Source organism: Virgibacillus sp. MSJ-26 (genome assembly GCF_018918075.1).
GTDB lineage: Bacteria > Bacillota > Bacilli > Bacillales > Amphibacillaceae > MSJ-26.
Map to the genome: position 1 here is coordinate 1 of NZ_JAHLPW010000046.1, position 1,149 is coordinate 1,149.

9 tRNA genes and 1 rRNA gene are annotated in these 1,149 nt (G+C 48.8%); all 10 read left to right on the forward strand.

From position 1 onward, the window contains the following. Positions 1–115: ribosomal RNA gene (rrf, locus tag KQI49_RS18340) — 5S ribosomal RNA — on the forward strand. Positions 116–122: 7 nt separating this feature from the next. After that, positions 123–198: transfer RNA gene (locus KQI49_RS18345), tRNA-Val, on the forward strand. Positions 199–205: 7 nt separating this feature from the next. Beyond that, a tRNA-Thr gene (locus KQI49_RS18350) sits at positions 206–281 on the forward strand. A gap of 61 nt (positions 282–342) precedes the next feature. Beyond that, a tRNA-Lys gene (locus KQI49_RS18355) sits at positions 343–418 on the forward strand. 4 nt (positions 419–422) lie between these two features. Next, positions 423–504 (forward strand) — tRNA-Leu (locus KQI49_RS18360). A gap of 20 nt (positions 505–524) precedes the next feature. Further along, a tRNA-Gly gene (locus KQI49_RS18365) sits at positions 525–599 on the forward strand. A gap of 9 nt (positions 600–608) precedes the next feature. Beyond that, positions 609–695, forward strand: a tRNA-Leu gene (locus tag KQI49_RS18370). Positions 696–701: 6 nt separating this feature from the next. Beyond that, positions 702–778, forward strand: a tRNA-Arg gene (locus KQI49_RS18375). Between the two features lie 16 nt (positions 779–794). After that, positions 795–871, forward strand: a tRNA-Pro gene (locus KQI49_RS18380). A 9-nt stretch (positions 872–880) separates the two neighbouring features. Next, positions 881–956: transfer RNA gene (locus KQI49_RS18385), tRNA-Ala, on the forward strand. Positions 957–1,149: the final 193 nt, after the last annotated feature.

The following is a 1,149-nucleotide window of genomic DNA, read 5'->3' on the forward strand; positions in this document are numbered from 1 at the left end:
CTGGTAGCAATAGCGAAGAGGTCACACCTGTTCCCATATCGAACACAGAAGTTAAGCTCTTCAGCGCTGATGGTAGTTGAGACTTTGTCTCTGCGAGAGTAGGACGCCGCCAGGCAGATTATGGAGGATTAGCTCAGCTGGGAGAGCACTTGCCTTACAAGCAAGGGGTCGCAGGTTCGAGCCCTGCATCCTCCACCATTTCAACGCCGGTCTAGCTCAATTGGCAGAGCAACTGACTTGTAATCAGTAGGTTGGGGGTTCAATTCCTCTGGCCGGCACCATTTTTCCTTTAAAACTATATATTGACTTAAATATAAAATGGACGTGTTCGTTTTTTAAGACGAGCCATTAGCTCAGTCGGTAGAGCATCTGACTTTTAATCAGAGGGTCGCAGGTTCGATTCCTGCATGGCTCACCATTTTGCGGGTGTGGCGGAACTGGCAGACGCGCTAGACTTAGGATCTAGTATCTTCGGATGTGTGGGTTCGATTCCCTCCACCCGCATTAATAAAATATATAAACAAGCGGAAGTAGTTCAGTGGTAGAACACCACCTTGCCAAGGTGGGGGTCGCGGGTTCGAATCCCGTCTTCCGCTCCAAATTGCCAAGCCGGGGTGGCGGAATGGGCAGACGCACAGGACTTAAAATCCTGCGGAGGGTGTACCTCCGTGCCGGTTCGAGTCCGGCCCTCGGCATTATAAGCGCCCGTAGCTCAATTGGATAGAGCGTTTGACTACGGATCAAAAGGTTAGGGGTTCGACTCCTCTCGGGCGCGCCATATTATACTTTGATAACGGGAAGTAGCTCAGCTTGGTAGAGCACTTGGTTTGGGACCAAGGGGCCGCAGGTTCGAATCCTGTCTTCCCGACCATTCATTAATGGGGCCTTAGCTCAGCTGGGAGAGCGCCTGCCTTGCACGCAGGAGGTCAGCGGTTCGATCCCGCTAGGCTCCACCAAAAAAAGATGTTGACAACTTATTGTTAACATGTTATATTTGAAAGGTCGCCAAAACAAGCGACGAAAGATTTGCTCTTTGAAAACTGAACAGAACAACCAGTATGTCAGGAGAAATTAAGTTTCTTCTATAAAACTCAAAAGGGTAACCTTTTGAACAAGCTAAGATTTAACAACAAACTTTTTGGAGAGTTT